The following is a 16,080-nucleotide window of genomic DNA, read 5'->3' on the forward strand; positions in this document are numbered from 1 at the left end:
AACCTTGTCCCTTTGTCGTCAACGGTCCCGCTATTCTAGCGCCGGACCCGCCGAAAAGGTTGATCCTGCTCATGAGCCAAGCCCCCCTCGTCCTGGTGGACGGTTCTTCTTACCTGTACCGCGCCTTTCACGCGCTGCCACCGCTGACCACGTCCAAAGGCCTGCCGACCGGCGCGGTCAAGGGCGTGCTCAACATGCTCAAGAGCCTGCGCAAGCAATATCCGGACAGTCCGTTCGCCGTGGTGTTCGACGCCAAGGGTGGGACTTTTCGCGATGAGATGTTCGCCGAGTACAAGGCCAACCGTCCGAGCATGCCCGACGATATGCGCGTGCAGATCGAGCCGCTGCACCAGAGCGTGATCGCCCTGGGCTTCCCGCTGCTGTGCGTCGAAGGCGTCGAGGCCGATGACGTGATCGGCACCCTGGCCCGCAGCAGCGCGGCGGCGGACCGTCCGGTGATCATCTCCACCGGTGACAAGGACATGGCGCAACTGGTCGACGGTCACATTACCTTGGTCAACACCATGACCGGTAGCAGCATGGATGTGGAGGGCGTGAAGGAGAAATTCGGCGTCGCTCCGGAGCAGATCATCGATTATCTGGCGCTCATGGGCGATTCTTCCGACAACATTCCGGGTGTTCCAGGCATCGGTCCGAAGACGGCTTCTGGCCTGCTGGTCGGTGTGAACGGCGGTCTGACCGAGCTCTATGCGCAACTCGACATCGTGCCGACCCTGCCGATTCGCGGCGCCAAAACCCTGCCGGCCAAGCTCGAAGAGCACAAGGAAATGGCCTTCCTGTCCTATCAGCTGGCGACCATCAAGGTTGACGTGCCACTGGACGTTGGCCTCGACGACCTGAAAATGGGCGCGGAAGATCCTGCGAAACTCTACGAGTTGTACTCCCTGCTGGAGTTCAAGAGCTGGCTGAACGACCTTGATCGCGACGCCAAACGCCTGGAACTGAGCGCTGCCGCCGAGCCAGCACCGGCCGCCGATCTGTTCAGCGAACCAGAGGTCGAAGCACCGGCCGTCGCTGCTGAAGCCGCCTATGAAACCATCCTCGATCAAGCGCGGTTCGATGCCTGGCTGGAAAAACTGAACAACGCCAGACTGTTTGCCTTCGACACCGAAACCACCGGCATCGATGCGCAGCAGGCGCAACTGGTGGGCCTGTCGTTCGCGGTTCAGGCTAACGAAGCGGCCTACATCCCGTTGACCCATTCCTACATCGGTGTGCCGCAGCAACTGGATCGTGACACGGTCCTGCGCGCGCTCAAGCCGATTCTGGAAGATCCGGACAAGCTCAAGGTCGGCCAACACGCCAAGTTCGACATGAACATCCTGGCCAACTGCGCCATCGGCGGCGATCAGGACAACGGCATTACCGTGCGTGGCATCGCCTTCGACACCATGCTTGAGTCCTACGTGCTCAACTCCACGGCCACCCGCCATGACATGGACAGCCTGGCGCAGAAGTATCTGGACCACACCACGGTAAGTTTCCAGGACATCGCCGGCAAAGGCGTGAAACAGCTGACGTTCGACCAGATCGCCCTGGAGCAGGCCGGGCCTTACGCCGCCGAAGATGCAGATATCACCTTGCGTCTGCACCATGCCCTGTTCGAAAAACTCTCGGCTATTCCGAGCCTGGCCAGCGTACTGACCGACATCGAAATCCCGTTGGTGCCGGTATTGGCGCGTATCGAGCGCCAGGGGGCATTGGTCGACGCCGCCTTGCTGGGCGTGCAAAGCATCGAACTGGGCGACAAGATGGTGGCGCTGGAGCGTGAAGCCTTCGAGATTGCCGGCGAGGAATTCAACCTCGGTTCGCCCAAGCAACTTGGCGTGATCCTTTACGAGAAGCTCGGCCTGCCGGTACTGAAGAAAACCGCCAAGGGCCAGCCATCAACCGCCGAAGAAGTGCTGGCCAAACTGGCAGAAGACGACTATCGATTGCCGAAAGTGCTCATGGAATATCGCTCCATGAGCAAGCTGAAAAGCACCTACACCGATCGCCTGCCGGAGCAGATCAACCCGCGTACCGGGCGGATCCATACCTCGTATCACCAAGCGGTGGCGTCCACCGGGCGGCTGTCCTCCAGCGATCCGAACCTGCAGAACATCCCGGTGCGCACCGCCGAAGGGCGTCGCATCCGCCAGGCCTTCGTGGCCCCGGTCGGTTACAAGCTGCTGGCTGCGGACTATTCGCAGATCGAACTGCGGATCATGGCGCACCTGTCCCGGGATGAAGGGCTGATGAACGCCTTCCGCCACAATCTGGACGTACACACCGCGACCGCCGCCGAAGTGTTCAAGGTCGAACTGGCCGAAGTGACCTCCGACCAGCGCCGCAGTGCCAAGGCGATCAATTTCGGCCTGATCTACGGCATGGGCGCGCAGAAGCTCGGCAAGGACATCGGCGTCGACACCAAGACTGCCAAGGCCTACATCGATACCTACTTCGCCCGGTACCCCGGCGTTCGCCAGTACATGGACCGCACGCGTGCCCAGGCCGCCGAGCAAGGTTATGTCGAGACGTTCTTCGGCCGTCGCCTGTACCTGCCGGACATCAACTCCAACAAGCCGCAAGAGCGCGCCGCTGCCGAACGCACGGCAATCAACGCACCGATGCAAGGCACCGCTGCGGACATCATCAAGAAAGCCATGGTCGCGGTGGATAACTGGCTGACCGCGTCGGGCCTCGACGCCAAAGTCATCTTGCAGGTGCACGATGAACTGGTGCTCGAGGTACGTGAAGACCTGGTCGACCAGGTTCGCGATGAAATTCGCGTACACATGAGCGAGGCGGCGAAGCTGGATGTGCCGTTGCTGGTCGAAGTGGGTGTTGGAAATAACTGGGATGAGGCTCACTGAGCCTTCTTGTAGGAGCGAGCTTGCTCGCGATGGAATTTCAGTCGAAATCGATGTGTCTGACACTCCATCGCGAGCAAGCTCGCTCCTACAGAAAATTGTCGAGTTCTGCTGCGGCATAGTGCCGCGGCAGAAGGGCGTAAAAAAACAGCTTGGGCCGGAGGGCTATCAGAGTTATTTCAAAGCTCTCTGAAAAAAATCTGAACTAATCTTGCACACCACCACTCAGAGTTACTGAATGGCTGGTGAAGCCCTTCGATGCTCCTATGTTGTGTTAAGTGTTGGCAGATATCTGGACCCCGCCCTAGCGGTCTAGAGCTTCAACCCCGGAACTTCTCCCTCCCCATATGAAGCCCGGGGTTTTTTTTGCCCCGAGAAAACTGCCTGCGTACGCCGCAGGCAGTTTTCGGCACTTACTGAGCTTCTGCTTCGGCACCCTTGTCCGCCAGCTCCATCCAGCCAGCCAGTACGGTGTAGGCATCTTCCAGGCCCATGCGTTTGGGGGCCGAAAACAGCTGGATTGTCACCAGATCGCCCCAACCCTTGCGGATTTCCGCCTGAACCTTGAGCAGTGTGTTCTTGGCCGCGCCATAGGTCAGCTTGTCCGCTTTGGTCAGCAGAATGTGCATCGGCATGCCTGCAGCCACGGCCCAGTCGAGCATCAGCAGGTCGAAATCGGTCATCGGATGGCGGATGTCCATCATCAGGATCAGACCCTTCAAACTCTCGCGACCACCCAGATATGCCTCCAGGTGACGCTGCCAGTGTTGCTTGAGCGGGATCGGTACTTTTGCATAACCGTAGCCCGGCAGGTCGACCAGACGGCGTTCATCGTCTAGCTTGAAGAAGTTCAACAGCTGCGTGCGTCCCGGGGTTTTCGAGGTGCGCGCCAGGCTGGCGTGGGTCAGGGTGTTCAAGGCACTCGACTTGCCAGCGTTGGAACGCCCGGCGAAGGCGACTTCGAAGCCCTCGTCATCCGGACATTGATCGACTTTGGCGGCGCTGAGCATGAAGGTGGACTGTTGGCACAGACCGAGGATGGGATTCTTGAGTTGCATGGGATTTCCGATGTGGGCGGCGCCAGGAATGGGTGCGGCAAGCAGTGTCGCTTCCGTTTCAGTGACGCCAGTATATAATGCCGCAGATTTTGTGTGCGCTTTGTCCCAGCGTAGGACGAAGTTCACGAGAGCGACAGACCTTGATTGCGCACTAGAACGCAGCTCGCTCTCAACCCTGAAAAGGTCGTTTTATGACGAAATGGCTGCTAGCTGCCGGTGTATTGATGCCGCTTTACAGCGCTCAGGCTACACAGGATCCGGAAGCTGTGTACAACCGTGTTTGTGGTGCCTGTCATTCCGGCCAACTCCCCATGGCGCCGAAAAAAGGCGATCAGGAAGCTTGGACGCCGAGGTTGGCGAAAGGTATGGAGACGCTGGTGCAACACGTGACCCAGGGTTTCAAGGCGATGCCGCCGCGTGGTTTGTGCATGGACTGCAGTGCCGAGGATTACCAAGCCATCATCCTTTGGATGAGCGAGTAAGCCCGGTCCATAACTCTTAACCCTTAGCCGTAGTTGGATTAGCTGATGAAGAAATTGATCGTGAGTCTGCTGTTGACCGTGGGCATCTCCGGCATGGCCCATGCTGCAGGTGAGGCAGTACAACCGGGTGATGCAAAAGCCGGCCAGGCCAAAGCCGCCGTCTGTGGCGCCTGCCACGGCCCGGATGGCAACAGCATGGCGCCAAACTTTCCGAAACTGGCAGGTCAGGGTGAACGCTACCTGACCAAGCAATTGCACGACATCAAGTCGGGCAAGCGCACCGTTCTGGAAATGACCGGCCTGCTGACCAACCTGAGCGATCAGGACCTGGCGGACATCTCTGCCTACTTCGCCAGCCAGAAAGGCAGCGTCGGTGCCGCCGATCCGAAGATCGTCGCTCGCGGTGAGGCCCTGTTCCGTGGTGGTGACCTGGCCAAGGGCCTGCCAGCCTGCACCGGTTGCCACTCGCCAAATGGCGCAGGTAACGCGGCTGCCGGTTTCCCGCACCTGGGTGGCCAGCACGCTCAATACGTCGGCAAGCAACTGGTCGATTTCCGCAAGGAAGAAGGTGGCCGCACCAACGACGGCGATACCAAACCGATGCAGAGCATTGCCAAGAAGCTGAGCGACGAAGACATCGCCGCGGTGTCCAGCTACATTCAAGGCCTGCACTAAGGCCGGTGGATCGGGCGTTGAACGGCGTGCTGATCGCCTGCAACGTTAACGCTCGATTAATCCGTCTCGGCAAGTATAAAAAGGGTGGCCTTGGCCGCCCTTTTTTGTGGCCGCTGCCGTTACACTACAGAACTCAAGCCCGCCAGGATCTGTCTGAAAACAATCGCGCGCGGCGAAAAAATTTGTCCAGGAGTAAAGCATGCGTAATCTGATCATCAGTGCCGTTTTTGCCGCTGCCAGCCTGTTTGGCATGACTGCCCAGGCCGCCGACGCCCCAGCCGCCCCTTATGTCGAGCTGACCAATCCGGTTCCGGTTGCCGTGCCTGGCAAGATCGAAGTGGTGGAGCTGTTCTGGTACGGCTGCCCGCATTGCTATCATTTTGAACCGACAATCAATCCTTGGGCTGAAAAGCTGCCATCCGATGTGAATTTCAAGCGTATTCCGGCCATGTTCGGCGGAGCTTGGGATGCTCATGGCCAAATGTTCTTGACCCTTGAGTCCATGGGTGTTGAGCAAAAGGTTCATGCCGCGGTATTCGACGCGATCCAGAACAAAAAAATGAAGCTGATCGACAAGAATGACATGGCTGACTTCCTGGCTACCCAGGGCGTAGACAAGGATAAATTCCTGGCCACCTTCGACTCCTTTGCTATCAAGGGCCAGGTTGTTCAAGCCCGTGAACTGGCCAAGAAGTATGAAATCTCCGGCGTTCCAACCCTGGTCGTCAACGGCAAGTATCGCTTCGACGTGGGTTCTGCCGGCGGTGCCGAACAGGCCCTGCAACTGGCCGACAAACTGATCGACAAAGAGCGAGCGGCTAACAAGGCTGCCGCCAACTAAGGGCAGTCACTGCCATGCGCCGATGGGGTACTGAACGCATCGTTGGCCTGCATGATCCGCGGGTCAACGAGCATCATCTGGAATCCACGGGCCTGCCCGCAGACAGTCGTCTGCGCTTGCTCAGTTTCAATATCCAGGTCGGTATCAGTACCGAGCGCTATCGGCATTACCTGACCCGGGGCTGGCAGCACCTGCTGCCGCACACGGGGCGTGCCGATAACCTGCAGAAAATCGGCAATCTGCTGGGCGACTTCGATCTGGTCGCCTTGCAAGAGGCCGATGGCGGCAGCCTGCGGTCAGGCTACGTCAATCAGGTCGAACACCTGGCCCAGCTCGGCGCCTTTCCCTACTGGTATCAACAACTCAATCGTAATCTCGGTCGCCTGGCCCAGCACAGCAATGGCGTGCTCAGCCGATTGCGTCCGTGGGCAATTGAGGATCATCCGTTGCCGGGACCAAAGGGTCGCGGAGCCATTCTGGTACGGTTCGGCGAAGGCCCGGAAGCGCTGGTGGTGGTCATGATGCACCTGGCGTTGGGCGCCCGGGCACGCAGTCTGCAATTGGCCTACATCCGCGAGTTGATCGGCGACTACAAGCATCAGGTGCTGATGGGCGACATGAACACCCATGCCAGTGACCTGCTGCAACATTCCCCGTTGCGCGATCTCGGCCTGCTTGCGCCGCAACTGGAAGCGACGTTTCCCAGCTGGCGCCCACAGCGCTGCCTGGACCATATCCTGCTGAGCCCGAGCCTGACCCTGGAAAAGGTTGAGGTGCTGGCACAGCCCATTTCCGATCACCTGCCGGTCGCGGTAGAGATTCGTTTGCCGGGTTCGCTCACGGCCGATGCATTGCCCGCGTTGAGTCCTGCCCCTCGCGGATCCCATGAATGAGCGACGAAGCACAGCGCTGGAAAGAGAAATACCTCAAAAGCATCGAACAACAGGAAAAGCTCGAACGTCGCTGGGACGCGCGGCTCGACTTGCTGCGTCGCGGGCTGGTGCGCAGCACCCTGGCAGCGGAAGGTACGGACCGCGCCGTTGACCAATGCATGAAGGAAATGCGCGAAGTCGTGCGTACCGATGACATGGACGCGGGCCTGGCTGCGCTGATTCCACGCCTGGAAAAAGCCGTGCTCGACTCCGAACAGCGTCGGGAAACCCGAGTCAACCAGACCAGTGCCGCCTTGACTGCGCTGGTCACGCAACTGCAAACATTGCCATTGCCACGGGATGTGAGTCGGCCACTCAAGAATTTCGCCAAGCACCTGGATGCGCGGGTCAGTCAGGCGCGCGAGATGCCCTTGCTGCTCAGCGAGCTGAGTGGCTTGCAGGGCAAGGCCCTGAGCCAGCTGGAGACCCCAACGGAGAACGGCCGGCCGGGCTTGCTGCAGCGGTTGTTCGGCGGTCGTGATGCGCAGGAGACGGAGGTATCAACGGCCGCTGCTCCTGCGCTGGCTGCCCCTGTAGCCGAGAGCCCTGCGGCAAGCTGCGAGGTGCCCGCTGTTGAGCGAGTCGAGGACGAGTTCGCGCCAACCGAGCCAGCCGTGGCTTTTGCACCTCCGGCTGCGGAGCCTCAACCACCCAGTGCAGCCGCGGCGGAAATCGAATCGGCCGAGAAACCGACCCCGGAAACCCTCGCGATATCACCTGAGTCGCAAGTGAACCCCGACGAGCTGACCGCGCAAGCATCGCCCGATAGCTTGCCCTTACCTCCGATTCCGATGCAGGACGTGGCTGTCGTCGATCCGGCGTCATCCGAACACGACATTCTCTACGCACTTCCGGATTCTCCCGAGCCCTCCTACAGCTCGGTGGCCAGCCACATCGAAGACACGTTGCTGGGGCTGCTCGACGACCTGACACTGCCCGAGCGTCATCGCCCGCAAGCGGAATCCATGCGCGATCGTCTGAAAAACGGTCTGAACTGGTACGAATTGCTGCCGATACTCGACGACTTCGCCACATTGATGCTGGCCATTACCGACAGCGGCCAGCATGAGTTCGAAGCCTATCTGCAACGACTGAACGAGCGTCTCGAATCGTTCCAGAGCAACTTGCAGGCCGCCACCGCGGGACACGCCGACAACCGTTCGGCTGCGCGACAGATGGACACGCAGATCCGCGAACAGGTCGATGGCCTGCAAAGCAGCATGCAGGAAGCCGCAGATCTGGAAGATCTCAAGCACGTACTGGAAAACCATCTCGAAGGCTTGCTGGGCACCATGGACCAGCACCAGAAACAGCGCGATGAGCGCGAGCAGGAGGTCGCTGCGCGCCTGCACAGCTTGGCCGAGCGGGTCGCCCATATGGAGCAGGAGGCCCAGGGTTACCGCGAGCACCTTGAAGAGCAACGACAGAAGGCATTGGTCGACCCGTTGACCGGGCTGCCCAACCGCGCGGCCTGGAGCGAGCGCCTGGGTCATGAAATCACACAATGGCAACAACATGGCAACACGCTGTTGCTGGCCATGCTCGACCTCGATCATTTCAAGCGCATCAATGACAACTACGGGCACCTGGCCGGTGACAAAGTGCTGAAAATCATCGCCAGCGTGTTGCGCAAGCGGCTGCGCGGAACGGATTTCATTGCCCGGTTCGGCGGCGAGGAGTTTGTGCTGTTAATGCCATCCACGGTGCCGGCGGCGGGGCTGAAGATGCTGGAAAGCTTGCGGGCCTCCATTGAAGCCTGTCCGTTCCACTTCAAGGGAGAGCCGGTGACCATCACCGTGTCTATCGGAATGACGGCGTTCAGGCCGGGTGAACATAGCGATCAGGTACTTAAAAGAGCCGATCAGGCGCTGTATCGCGCAAAAAATGCCGGCCGCAACCGAGTGGAACCGAGCTGACGGTGATCTGTTCCATTTTGTTTAATTCGATGGGATTGCCGTCCACCCGCAAGGCATTACGTTACACTGTTGCATTATTGTCTTGCGTGTACTGCCTTTCGCCATGAAATATTTTGCTCTGATCTTATCGCTGATTGTGCTTGCCGGCTGTGCCAGCGGTCCCCGTTTCAACACCAGCCACTCTTCGGCCAATTACGACAGCCGCGTGCAATTTGTGGTGGTGCATTACACCAATGCTTCGCTGGAGCGTTCGTTGCAATTGCTGACCCACGGTGAGGTCAGCAGCCATTACCTGATCGGCGACGACAAGGGCGCCACCATCTACAAGCTGATGGATGAAAATGTGCGGGCCTGGCACGCCGGGGAAAGTGAGTGGAATGGCCGCACCTGGCTGAACTCCAGTTCCATCGGTATCGAAATCGTCAACCCGGGCTTCGAGGACACCCCGACCGGACGCGTGTGGTATCCCTACACCGAAGACCAGGTCCAGTCGCTGATCGTGTTGCTCAAGGACATTAGCAAACGTCACGGCATAAAACCTCGCGAGATCATTGGCCATAGTGATATTGCACCCTTGCGCAAGCTGGACCCGGGGCCGCTGTTCCCCTGGAAGCGTCTGGCCGCCGAAGGCTTGGGCATCTGGCCGAATGAACAGTCGGTGGCGCGCCAGCAAATATTGTTCGCCGAGCAGTTGCCGAGCATCAGTTGGTTTCAGGCGCAGTTGGCCCGCCTGGGTTATGCCTCGCCACAGACCGGCGAGCTCGATGTCGCGACACGACATGTGATAGCGGCATTTCAGATGCATTTCCGTCCGGCGCGTTTCGATGGCACTCCGGATGCGCAAACCGCCGCGCTACTGTGGGTGTTGAACCAGACAAAATAATGACGCCCGCCCGACGGTCAGGGCTTTTTTCCAATCAGCAGCTATAACTCATTGGTAATACATCGGATATTGCACAATGACTGCTGCTCGAGAGACCTTCCGTAGTTGGTTCCATCGCCCCTGGTTCCTGGGGCTGATGTCTACTGTCTTGAGCGCAACATTATTGATGGCCGGCAGCCTGTTCGTCGCCATACACCAGGTCGAGCAAAGCGAAAGCGAAGAAATGAATGCTCAGGGCGAACGCTTCCTCGCCCGTCTCGAACAGCTCTTCGGGCAACTGCGTGAAAGCCTTGATGACCTTGAAGCGCAACCGTTGCGCGGCTGCGATGCTGAAATGATCGCGACCTTGCAACAGGTTACGTTCAATTATCGCTTCGTCTACGAAGCCGCCTACATGGACTCCTCGCGAATCTGCTCCAATCGCCCTCGTCAGGAAGGGCTGTCGCTGAGTCGATCGCCAGACATCAAAGGCCCGACTTACAGCTATTGGCTCAACACCACCACTGAACCCGATGAAAACCGCGCCGCACTGATGCTCGGGCGTGGGAATTTCCGGGTGGCGACCTCTCGCGGGCATTTGACCGATATGGTCGACCTGTCGCCGGGCAGCAGCCTGCTGGTAGTTCTGGACCATGGCGCACGCGCGATTCCGGTGCTGGGCGCTTCTCAGGTCTGGCCGCCGGCCGAGGCCTGGCCACCGAAAAACCGTGATGCGCTGCAGATCACCCAGGCTCGCCTGATATACCGGATGCCCACCGACAACCCGGAATATCAATTGGTGTTGATCAGCCCGCGCACCGGCATGCATATCCCGGCAGTCTGGTGGTGGCTACTACCGGCCAGCCTTGCGCTGGGCATATGCGTTGGGTTCCTGGTGTTTTTGCTGGTGCGCCAACGGCAGTCGCTGGACGCCGAACTGGCCGGCGCGATTCGCCGTGGCGAGTTGCAGGTGCTGTACCAACCGATCTTCGACCTCGATAGCCGCAACTGTGTCGGGGCAGAAGCACTGCTGCGCTGGCGCAGGCCGGACGGTACCCTGACCAGTCCCGATCTGTTCATTCCGATGGCGGAGAACACCGGGCAGATTCGCCAGATGACGGACTTCGTCTTGCAGCGCCTGCTCGAGCAACTCGGCCAGTTGCTGCGTGCGAACCCGCAGCTGTACATCTCGGTCAATCTCGCGGCGTGTGATGTGATGGTTCCGCGGATTGGCCAGGTGATGGCGCGGCTGCTGACCCTGCATCGCGTCGCTGCGCGGCAAATTGCTTTTGAAGTCACCGAGCGCGGGCTGGTCGATGTGGTGGTGGCCCGGGAAAACCTGCAAGCGCTACGGGATGTCGGGCATCAGGTGTTGATCGATGATTTTGGCACCGGCTATTGCAGCCTCGCCTATTTGCAAACCCTGCCGGTCGATTGCCTGAAAATCGACAAGGCGTTCATTGATGCGCTGGGCCATGACGCCGCCAGCAGCGGCGTGGCCCCGCATATCATTCATATGGCCCAGTCGCTGCACCTGAAGGTGATTGCCGAGGGCATCGAACATGAGGCCCAGGCCGCGTTCCTGTGCAGTGAAGGCGTGAAGTTCGGCCAGGGCTGGCTGTTCGCCCGCGCGTTGAGCGCAGTGCAGTTCACTGAATTGATTACCCGGGGACGGCGTCGGGCCGGCCGGCGCCTGGATGACGAAGCGTGAGGGTGACCTAAACGGTCAGCGTCATGTAGAACTGAGTACCTTGCCCCGGCCGTGAATAGACACCCATCCGTCCGCCATGCAATTGCACGATTTCCTTGCACAAGGCCAGTCCGAGCCCGGCCCCACCCTTCTTGCGTCCAACCTGCACGAAGGGCTCGAAGATCCGCCCCTGCTGACCGTAGGCAATGCCTTCGCCGTTGTCCTCGACACTGATGATGACCCGGTCACCGTGACGCCGGGCCTGCAAGCGTATCCGCCCGCCGGAGCCGGTGTGACGCAAGGCGTTGTCGAGCAAATTGTCGAGTACCCGCTCCAGTTGCGGCTGGTCGGCCTGCAACCGCGGCAAAGGCCCCTGCACTTCCACCAGCAGATTGATTTCCTTCTCTTCGGCCGATGTGGCAAAACGTGACCGAGCCTGTTCCAGCAACGCCTCGATGGAACACGGCGTCAGGGTGAGTTTCTGCAAACCGTTCTGGTAACGGGAGAAATTCAGCAGGTCATTGATCAACTGCATCAGCCGCTGCATCTCTTCGTTCACGGTATCGAGCAGGTCGGCTTCCCGGGAATCCGGGGCAAAGTGAGCGCGCTCACGGAACAATCCGAAGGCCATGTGCATGCCGGTGACCGGTGTGCGCAATTCATGGGAGGCTCGCAATACGAATTCGCTGCGTACCCGTTCGAACGCTCGTTGCTCCGTGACGTCATGCAGCACCATCACGGCACCCAGAATATGGCCCTGGGTATGGCTGACCGGGGTCAGGCTATAGGTCAGCAGTCTCGACTCACCATCGACTTCGACACTCAAGTCTTCCGGCGCCCGCTCCAACGTGCCGCCGCGCAGCACCAGTTGCAGCTGCTCATCGAGCTCGGGGCGCTCCAGCGCCGTACCCAGCCCCTGACCCAGACGATCGGACTCCCAGCCCAACTGACGCTGGGCTACAGGGTTAAGGTGTTCCAGATGGCCCTGACGGTCGATCATCAGCAGTCCGTCGTCGATGCTGTCGAGCACGGCCTGCAAGCGCTGCTGACCGGCCAGCAGCTCATCTACGTTGGTGGCCTGATGCTCACGCAGCGCCTGGGCCATGATCCCGAAACGCCGGGTCAGCTGGTTCAGTTCCACCGCCGAGGAAATCGGCAGGGTGACATCGAAATTGCCTTGGCCGATATTGTCCGCCGCCTTGGCCAAGGCCTCGATGGGCTCCCCGAAACGCCGGGCGATGGCTTGTGCGGTCACGAAGCCGATGATCAGCACCGCCAGCCCCACCAGGCCAAGCAACCCGGCAAACAGCAGCGCCTGCTCCCGGGCCTGGCGCTCGGTATCGCTGATGTTATCAAGCGCGCGCTTGTGCTCGGCGATCAGGCCATTGCGTAGCGCATTGAATTTTTCCGTCAGGTTGTCGTGGCTGCTGAGCACCTTCGACGGGTCCGGGGACGCTTCATAAGCCTGGATAAAACGCTCGTAGTCGGCCTTGGCTTTTCTGAAACCGTGCTCGCTTGCGGTTTCCTCCGGTTCCTGGGCGATGCCCTCCTCCAGCAGTTGGAAATAACGCTGCTTCGAGGCGGCGAAAGCGGCGGAGTCAGGCTTCTCGCTGAGCATGATGATCAGTTGATCACCCAGGGTCTGACGCAGCTTGAGCCCCAGGTCCAGGGTGATGAAGTTACTGCGGATCAGTGCTTCCTGGCTGCCGGCCATCTGCATCACGCTGACCAGCCCGAGCAAGAGCCCGAGCAACGCGACGGTGATCAGTGCGGAGATGCTCAGGAAAAGCCGGGTCCGCAATTTCATCGCCAGTTTCATCGGCGATTGCTCACAAGTTGTACTGCTTGCGTTTGCGGTACAGCGTCGAGGCGTCGATGCCCAGGGTTTTCGCCGCTTGATCCAGGGTATCGGCGGTGGCGAGGACCGCGCCGATGTGGGCCTTCTCCAGCTCATCCAGGCTCAGTGCCGCGCCGATGCGAGGTGCATTGTTGACCGGGGTTTCAGCCATGCCCAGATGACTGATCTCGACCCGCTCCTGCGGACAGATGATGCTCGCCCGTTCGATCACGTTGCGCAGTTCACGGATGTTGCCCGGCCAGCGATAGCCCAGCAGTGCTTCCCGGGCCTCGTCGCTGAAGACGCGCGCGGGACGGGCGTACTCCTTGACGAAGCGTGCCAGGAAACGGTCGGCCAGGTTGAGAATATCTTCGCGGCGTTCGCGTAGCGGTGGCAGGTGCAAGGTAATGACATTCAGGCGATAGAGCAGGTCTTCACGGAAACGACCGTCGCGCACCATGTCCTCAAGGTTGAGGTTGGTGGCCGCAAGGATGCGCACATCGGCACGGCGGGTCACCGGATCACCGACGCGCTCATATTCCTTGTCCTGAATAAAACGCAGCAACTTCGGTTGCAATGTCAGGGGAAAGTCGCCGATCTCGTCGAGAAACAGCGTTCCGCCGTCAGCTTGGTTGACTCGGCCCAAGGTGCTTTCGCTGGCGCCGGTGAAGGCGCCGCGGCTGTGGCCAAAGAGTTCGCTTTCCATGAGCTCGGCGGTCAGCGACGGGCAGTTGATCGTGACGCAGGATTTCTTCGCGCGTTTGCTCCAGCCGTGAATGGCTTGGGACAGTTCGCCCTTGCCGGTACCGGATTCACCCAGAATCAGGATATTGGCATCGGTCGTGGCAACCTGGCGGGCGGTTTCGAGTACCACTTTCATGGCCGGGCTGTGGGAGTCCAGACCATCCATGGGCTTGCGTACCTCGCCTTCCAGGGCTTCCAGTCGCGCCGACAATTGCCGCACTTCCAGTTGCTTGGCGGTTGCCAGCCGCAATTGATCGGGGCTGCACGGCTTGACCAGATAGTCGGCGGCGCCAGCCTGAATCGCATCCACCGCCGTGTCGACGGCAGAGTGCGCAGTGACGATCACCACCCGCATCCAGGGCGCCTGGATACGCATCTGGGCCAGCACATCGAGGCCGTTGTCTTCACCCAGGCGCAAGTCGAGGAAGCACAGGTCGAAGACCTGCCGTTGCAACAGGGCTTCTGCCTGCGCGGCGCTGGTGGCGGTGGCCACGCTGTAGCCTTCGTCTTCGAGGCAATAACGGAAAGTACGCAGGATGGCGGATTCGTCATCCACCAGCAGAATGCGGCCTTGATGCTCAGTGGCGGACTCCATTTTCCTACGCTCCTTAATGAATGATCGTTATTTAGTCTCGGAGAAATCGGGCATGTTGCATGATTGATTCTGAGCCATTCCTGTCATGGCAGGGTAGCTTTCATCCCATGTATCGCTTAGCCGGCTAATTTCGTGGGTCTTAAATGGATGCCCGGTTTCCTGCAAAGGCCAGCGTGTATTTCTGACATCCGCGCCCTTCTCTCAATTCAAAAAATTTACGTCTTCCTTCAAACCAATCGTGCAATACGCACGACTGAACAAGAGGCATCGTGCAGGATGCGTGCGAAGTTAATTTTTTTATTCTCATAAAGCATTGATATAAAAAGAAATTATTCAAAATAAAAGCTGGCATGCAGGCTGCAATTGTCTGGTTAACCAGGGCATTCAAAAACAAACGCCCGCAATCGAATACCGACCCCAGTGGTAGGAGCTCCAGGATGAACCGTCAACGTGCCGCCCACCTGCACCTCTCGCCTGTGTCTATCCAGCAAGGGTTGTTTGCCGTTCTGGCACTGTTGATCACCCTGATCGGCGGCCAGCAGTTTCTGCGCTGGGAGCAGAGCCAGCAGCCGGAAGCGCCACGCTTGTCGATTCCGCATCCGACCCAAACCCATTTCAGCGCTGTCAGCAGCGGTCAGGCCGATAGCCCCCCGATGCGCATGATGGATGTCGACCAGGCCGGGCCTGTGGGTGAGATACGTCATCAAGAGCGTTGGGTGTTCTAGGCAAAACTTCCGCCGCACTCCAATGCGCCGGGAAACGCAGCACCTTTAAACAGAAGCGTAAGGAGAATCACCATGTTGAGCTGGGCAATCACATTCCTGATCATCGCCATCATCGCTGCTGTACTGGGCTTCGGTGGTATCGCGGGCACCGCCACGGGTATCGCCAAGATTTTGTTTGTCGTGTTCCTGGTGATGTTCATTGTCTCCTTCTTCTTGGGCCGTCGCGGTCGAGGCTGATATGAGAGGGTTGTTCAAGACTTGGCAGCCGCCCAGCTGTTGGGCGGTAGTGCCATGGCATGCGGGCTGGCGTTTCCCCGATATGCCTGACCTGCCCATGCAGGCTTGTTGACAGGACAGAATTTGTACACGAAGGAGGCCACAGCGCCTCTTTCCACCTGCGCCACCTGAGGAAGGCCGGCGCATGACCAAGGGGTCGGGACGTTCTGCCTGTTTCAGGGGCGGAGTGACCTACGGGTACAGGGAGTACCTGCGCAAGGGCCGGGTCAGGAAAAGCTGCTGCGCAAGTTCGCCGGACCGCCAAGGTTCGGCGGACTTGCCAAGGGCTTGATCAAGCAACACATTGAAATAGAGCGCTCGTCTCGATTTCATCAGTGATATCCCGTCCTTGTCCGTGTTACGTCGGAAAATACTTTTCCCGGTGTTTCATCTGCGACCGTATATCGAGAAAAATCACCTTTCTTTGGCCGCGATTTTTCCCTTCGTCCTGCGCGATTTTGCTGAAAAATCAACGCTCGGCCACTGCTCGAAAAATACTCAATCTGCTCTGTGATGGCCGGTTCACGGCACTTATGCCTGCCGAAATGTCGTATTCGAACCGGTTGGGACGCGC

At 59.4% G+C, this 16,080-nt stretch carries 13 protein-coding genes; 10 read left to right on the forward strand and 3 right to left on the reverse strand.

Features of this window, described 5'->3' with window-relative positions:
• The first annotated feature begins 71 nt into the window (after positions 1-71).
• Positions 72-2,876, forward strand: a complete 2,805-nt coding sequence (gene polA / locus AC1Q6Y_RS02845; protein ID WP_492624008.1) for a DNA polymerase I — start codon at positions 72-74, stop codon at positions 2,874-2,876.
• A 410-nt stretch (positions 2,877-3,286) separates the two neighbouring features.
• Here the strand turns inward: polA and yihA are convergent, their stop codons facing one another.
• Entirely contained in the window at positions 3,287-3,931 is a 645-nt protein-coding gene (gene yihA, locus AC1Q6Y_RS02850; RefSeq protein ID WP_046042671.1) for a ribosome biogenesis GTP-binding protein YihA/YsxC, read from the reverse strand.
• Positions 3,932-4,122: 191 nt separating this feature from the next.
• On the opposite strand from yihA, the gene AC1Q6Y_RS02855 reads away from it, so the two are divergent.
• From AC1Q6Y_RS02855 to AC1Q6Y_RS02885, 7 genes are all read left to right on the forward strand, one after another.
• Positions 4,123-4,413: a c-type cytochrome gene (locus AC1Q6Y_RS02855; protein ID WP_008002190.1), complete on the forward strand. Its 291-nt coding sequence runs from the start codon at positions 4,123-4,125 to the stop codon at positions 4,411-4,413.
• Positions 4,414-4,458: 45 nt separating this feature from the next.
• Positions 4,459-5,088 (forward strand): c-type cytochrome, encoded by a 630-nt coding sequence (locus AC1Q6Y_RS02860; protein WP_057712594.1) that lies wholly within the window; start codon positions 4,459-4,461, stop codon positions 5,086-5,088.
• A gap of 199 nt (positions 5,089-5,287) precedes the next feature.
• Positions 5,288-5,929 (forward strand): thiol:disulfide interchange protein DsbA, encoded by a 642-nt coding sequence (dsbA, locus tag AC1Q6Y_RS02865; RefSeq protein ID WP_057712593.1) that lies wholly within the window; start codon positions 5,288-5,290, stop codon positions 5,927-5,929.
• A gap of 14 nt (positions 5,930-5,943) precedes the next feature.
• Positions 5,944-6,822 carry an endonuclease/exonuclease/phosphatase family protein gene (locus AC1Q6Y_RS02870; protein ID WP_057712592.1) on the forward strand — a complete coding sequence of 293 codons (879 nt, stop codon included), beginning with the start codon at positions 5,944-5,946 and terminating at the stop codon, positions 6,820-6,822.
• The gene (locus tag AC1Q6Y_RS02875; RefSeq protein WP_492624009.1) at positions 6,819-8,777 is read left to right on the forward strand and encodes a GGDEF domain-containing protein; all 1,959 of its coding nucleotides are present in this window, start codon (positions 6,819-6,821) and stop codon (positions 8,775-8,777) included. Before AC1Q6Y_RS02870 ends, AC1Q6Y_RS02875 begins: the two co-directional genes overlap by 4 nt.
• A gap of 103 nt (positions 8,778-8,880) precedes the next feature.
• Complete coding sequence (locus AC1Q6Y_RS02880; protein WP_492624010.1) at positions 8,881-9,660, forward strand: N-acetylmuramoyl-L-alanine amidase; 780 nt, start codon at positions 8,881-8,883, stop codon at positions 9,658-9,660.
• 76 nt (positions 9,661-9,736) lie between these two features.
• On the forward strand, positions 9,737-11,350 hold the full coding sequence (locus AC1Q6Y_RS02885) for an EAL domain-containing protein (protein ID WP_057712590.1): 1,614 nt from the start codon (positions 9,737-9,739) through the stop codon (positions 11,348-11,350).
• Positions 11,351-11,357: 7 nt separating this feature from the next.
• Here the strand turns inward: AC1Q6Y_RS02885 and AC1Q6Y_RS02890 are convergent, their stop codons facing one another.
• Entirely contained in the window at positions 11,358-13,148 is a 1,791-nt protein-coding gene (locus AC1Q6Y_RS02890) for a KinB sensor domain-containing domain (RefSeq protein WP_218494521.1), read from the reverse strand.
• Between the two features lie 10 nt (positions 13,149-13,158).
• Positions 13,159-14,505, reverse strand: a complete 1,347-nt coding sequence (gene algB / locus AC1Q6Y_RS02895; protein WP_057712588.1) for a sigma-54-dependent response regulator transcription factor AlgB — start codon at positions 14,503-14,505, stop codon at positions 13,159-13,161.
• A gap of 437 nt (positions 14,506-14,942) precedes the next feature.
• Between algB and AC1Q6Y_RS02900 the strand changes: the two genes are divergently transcribed.
• Both AC1Q6Y_RS02900 and AC1Q6Y_RS02905 read left to right on the forward strand, forming a co-directional pair.
• A complete protein-coding gene (locus tag AC1Q6Y_RS02900; RefSeq protein ID WP_057712587.1) occupies positions 14,943-15,230 on the forward strand; it encodes a hypothetical protein in 288 nt (95 codons plus the stop codon).
• Between the two features lie 72 nt (positions 15,231-15,302).
• Positions 15,303-15,467 carry a DUF1328 domain-containing protein gene (locus AC1Q6Y_RS02905; protein WP_090452337.1) on the forward strand — a complete coding sequence of 55 codons (165 nt, stop codon included), beginning with the start codon at positions 15,303-15,305 and terminating at the stop codon, positions 15,465-15,467.
• The last annotated feature ends 613 nt before the right edge of the window (positions 15,468-16,080 follow it).

This window comes from Pseudomonas sp. GW823-FHT06E10 (assembly GCF_058794995.1).